This window comes from Roseateles sp. P5_B10 (assembly GCF_056400485.1).
The window spans coordinates 1-4,022 of the sequence record NZ_JBFULE010000486.1; the positions used below are offsets into that span (position 1 = coordinate 1).

Below are 4,022 nucleotides of genomic sequence, written 5' to 3' on the forward strand. Positions count from 1 at the left end.
CGGTGCAGGTCGCGGGCGGCGTGCCGGCGATGTGCGATGGTGTGACGCAAGGCCTGCCCGGCATGGAGCTGAGCCTGTTCTCGCGCGACACCATCGCGATGGGCACGGCAATAGCGCTGACGCATGACGTCTTCGATGCGGCCCTGCTGCTGGGCATCTGCGACAAGATCGTGCCGGGCCTGTTGATCGGCGCACTGCACTTCGGCCATCTGCCCTGCGTCTTCGTGCCCGCCGGGCCGATGAGCTCGGGCATCTCCAACAGCGACAAGGCCAAGGTGCGCGAGCTCTACGCCCAGGGCAAGGTCGGCCGCGACGAGTTGCTGAAGAGCGAGCAGGCGGCCTATCACGGCGCCGGCACCTGCACCTTCTACGGCACCGCCAACAGCAACCAGATGCTGCTGGAGGCCATGGGCCTGCACACGCCGGGCAGCGCCTTCGTGCATCCGCACGACGACCTGCGCACGGCGCTGACGCGCGAGGCTGTCGCCACGGCGATCAACATCAGCGGCCGCGTGGCGGGCCGGGCCGCCAAACCCATCGGCCACCTCGTCGACGAGCGCTGCATCGTCAACGCGATGGCGGCATTGCTCGCCACTGGCGGCTCGACCAACCACCTGATCCACTGGGTCGCCGTCGCCCGCTCGGCCGGCATCCTGATCGACTGGACGGACTTCTCCGACCTGTCCGCCGTCGTGCCCTTGCTGTCGCGCGTCTACCCCAATGGCAGTGCAGACGTGAACCAGTTCCAGGCCGCCGGCGGCCCGGGCTTCGTCATCCGTGAGCTGATGGACGCCGGCCTGATGCACGAGGACGTCATCTCAGTCGCCGGCGACAGCCTGCGCCCCTATGCCTTCGTGCCGCGGGCGGTGGGCCAGAGCGGCGAGGTGGTGCGCGAGCCGCTGCCGGCCGCCAGTGGCGACGACGGTGTCGTGCGCACGGCCGCCGCGCCTTTCAGCGCCACCGGTGGCCTCAAGCTGCTGGCCGGCAACCTCGGCCGCGCCGTCATCAAGGTCTCGGCGGTGCCCGAGGATCGCCACACCGTGGAGGCGCCTTGCCGCATCTTCACGACGCAGGAAGCCATGCTGACCGCATTCAAGAACGGCGAGCTGGAGCGCGACGTCATCGTCGTCGTGCGCTTCCAGGGCCCGCACGCCAATGGCATGCCCGAACTGCACAAGCTGACGCCGCCGCTGGCCGTGCTGCAGGGCAAGGGATTCAAGGTGGCGCTGGTCACCGACGGCCGCATGAGCGGTGCCTCGGGCAAGGTGCCCGCGGCCATCCACGTCAGCCCCGAGGCCCTGGCCGGTGGGCCGCTGGCCAAGCTGCGTGATGGCGACGTCGTGCGCGTTTGCGCGCAGACCGGCACGCTGGCCGCCCTGGTCGACGAGGCCGATTGGGCGGCCCGCGAGGTGGCGACGCTCGATCCGGACGAAGCCGACGTCAATGCCCACGGCCTAGGCCGCGAACTCTTTGCCGGCCTGCGCCGCAATGTCCTGAGCGCCGAAGAAGGCGCCTGCACCTGGTTGTGAAGTGAGACAGCCCCTCGTCCAGTCTGGCGGCGCTGAACGCGCGCCAGCCTGGCCGGTCCCCCGAGGGGACGCCAAAGCTTCCGGCATTGAGCCGCAAGCTTCGCCAAGCGGGCCGGCTCGGGAGCGGCCCAGCGCTCGGCCCGAATACCCCGGTCTTATGGAGAATTGAAATGATCGACACCCTGAGCCTGGCCAGCCACGGCCCCGTCATCCCCGTCATCGTCATCCAGCGCCTGGAAGACGCCGTGCCGCTGGCCGAAGCGCTGGTTGCTGGCGGCGTGCGCGTGCTCGAAGTGACGCTGCGCACCCCCGTCGCCCTGCAGGCCATGGAAGCCATGGCCAGGGTGCCGGGCGCCATCGTCGGCGCCGGCACGCTGCGCAGCCCGGCCGACGTGACGAACGCCAAGAATGCCGGCTGCCAGTTCGGCGTCAGCCCCGGCTACACCGACGCACTGGCCGCCGCCTGCCAGGCCCAGGGCCTGCCGCTGCTGCCCGGCGTGTCGACGGCCTCCGAGGTCATGCAGGCCAATGCGGCCGGCTTTGGCTTCCTGAAGCTTTTTCCGGCCGTTGCCGTCGGCGGCGTCAACCTGCTGAAGTCGCTCGCCGGCCCCTTCCCGGACGTGGCTTTCTGCCCGACCGGTGGCATCTCGCTGGAGACGGCGCCGCAATTCCTGAAGCTGCCCAACGTCAAGGTCTGCGGCGGCTCCTGGCTGACGCCGCAGGACGCGGTCGACGCCAAGGATTGGGCGCGCATCACCAAGCTGGCCTCCGAGGCCGCGGCACTGCGCGCATGACGCTGGCGGTCGTCGCGGCCGTCTGGTCCAGCGCAACGCACAGATTCTCCAAGTTCGCTAGAGGCGAGCTGCGCTTCATCGCAGGGCAGGGCGTCGAAGGCGACGCCCATTGCGGCGTGACGGTCAAGCACCGCTCGCGCGTGGCCGTGGACCCGACCCAGCCCAATCTGCGCCAGGTCCACCTGATCCAGGGCGAGCTCTTCGACGAGCTCGCCGCCCGCGGCTTCGGCGTGCAGCCCGGCCAGATGGGCGAAAACCTCACGACCCGCGGCATCGACCTGCTCGCACTGCCGCGCGACACCGAACTGCGCATCGGCGCCGAGGTCGTGCTGCGGGTGACCGGCCTGCGCAATCCCTGCCCGCAGATCGAGAACTTCGAGGCTGGCCTCTTGAAGGCCGTCGTCGACCGCGATGCCGACGGCGAGGTCGTGCGCAAGGCCGGCATCATGAGCATCGTGCTGGCCGGCGGTGCCGTGAAGCCGGGCGATGCGATCACGGTACGGCTGCCGCCGCTGCCGCACCAAAAGCTCGAGCGCGTCTAGCTCGGCAGGTCGAACAACAGGCAGGTGGTGCTGGCGTGGGCGTAGAGCTTGCCGTCGTGGCCGACCAGCGTCGCCTCCGACGTCGTCACCTGGCGGCCGCGGTGCACCACCTTGCCGATGGCGCGTACGAAGGGCACCTTGTCGCTCAGCGCGCGCACGAGGTTGATCTTGAACTCCAGCGTCGTGTAGCCGCGGCCCACCGGCAAGGTCGTGTGCACCGCGCAGCCCAGGGCGGAATCGAGCAGCGTCGCGAACCAGCCGCCGTGCACGCTGCCGAGCGGGTTGTAGTGCTTGAACTGTGGTCGCCCCTGGAAGACGGCGATTCCGTCCTCCACCGAGATCAGCAGGAAGTCCAGCGTCTCGCTGATCGGTGGCCGGGGTGCCAGGCCATCCAGCATGGCCTGCATCTGTTGCAGGCCGGTCTTGCCAGCCAGCATGGCCCGCGAAGCCAGGCCGGTTTCACCCTGCTGYCGCGTGCGCAGCGCGGCCTCGTCAGCTTGCCATTGGGAAAGGACGGCTTCGGGGGAGGGAGAACTCATGGCGGCGGCTTCAAGCGATGAAGCCCTCGATTCTGCGCAAAGCCGGTGCCCCGCGCTGTCACCAGTGTTCAAGCGGCCAGGCGCTGCTCCGCAACGGCCTTGCGGCGCGAAGGTTCGTCCATCCTCAGCTTGTCCAGCACTGGGCCCTGCCAGGGCAGCAGATACACCAGCGTCGCCAACGTCGCGCGGCGACGCGACGACAGCAGCGGGCGGCCGCGGGCGTCCAGCAGCAGCACGTTGGAGCGCACATTGAGCGGATCGGCCTGCGCGACGGTGCCCTCGTTGATCTCGACCCAGTCCCATTCCACCCAGGCGCAGGCGTCGGCATAGCAGCGCTCCCAACGCGTCGAGCCGCTGACGCGGTGCTCGTCGCGGCGCACGCGGTGCACCTGGGTCCGGGCGTGGCGGACATCCTGGGCGGCGCTGGACAGCGCGGCCACCGGCCAGCAGACGCTGCCTTCGGGCAACTGGATCAGGGTTGGCATGGACGGCTCCTCTGTGTCGTGTGATTCGAACGGGAGGGCAGTCTCTGGTCAGGGCCAGTGGGGAACAAGCTGGCAGACTTGGCAGGTATGGGTAAGCCCGAAATGAACTACCAGCAGCTGATCGACGTCGGCC

5 protein-coding genes are annotated in these 4,022 nt (G+C 69.4%); 3 read left to right on the forward strand and 2 right to left on the reverse strand.

The window, feature by feature from the left end; genetic code table 11:
* The 3 genes from edd to AC1DU6_RS22410 form a co-directional block, all read left to right on the forward strand.
* Positions 1–1,529 (forward strand): phosphogluconate dehydratase (gene edd / locus AC1DU6_RS22400; RefSeq protein ID WP_477859704.1); only part of this gene is annotated, 1,529 nt, incomplete at its 5' end.
* A 170-nt stretch (positions 1,530–1,699) separates the two neighbouring features.
* Positions 1,700–2,323 carry a bifunctional 4-hydroxy-2-oxoglutarate aldolase/2-dehydro-3-deoxy-phosphogluconate aldolase gene (gene eda, locus AC1DU6_RS22405; RefSeq protein ID WP_200955318.1) on the forward strand — a complete coding sequence of 208 codons (624 nt, stop codon included), beginning with the start codon at positions 1,700–1,702 and terminating at the stop codon, positions 2,321–2,323.
* On the forward strand, positions 2,320–2,865 hold the full coding sequence (locus AC1DU6_RS22410) for an MOSC domain-containing protein (RefSeq protein WP_457324257.1): 546 nt from the start codon (positions 2,320–2,322) through the stop codon (positions 2,863–2,865). The genes eda and AC1DU6_RS22410 overlap by 4 nt, the downstream gene beginning before the upstream one ends.
* On the opposite strand, the gene AC1DU6_RS22415 is transcribed toward AC1DU6_RS22410, so the two are convergent.
* Positions 2,862–3,404, reverse strand: coding sequence for a PaaI family thioesterase (locus AC1DU6_RS22415; RefSeq protein WP_056202381.1), 543 nt, complete (start codon positions 3,402–3,404; stop codon positions 2,862–2,864). The two genes, AC1DU6_RS22410 and AC1DU6_RS22415, sit on opposite strands and share 4 nt — an antisense overlap.
* Positions 3,405–3,472: 68 nt before the next feature.
* A complete protein-coding gene (locus AC1DU6_RS22420) occupies positions 3,473–3,889 on the reverse strand; it encodes a DUF4902 domain-containing protein (protein ID WP_056202384.1) in 417 nt (138 codons plus the stop codon).
* Positions 3,890–4,022 lie beyond the last annotated feature (133 nt).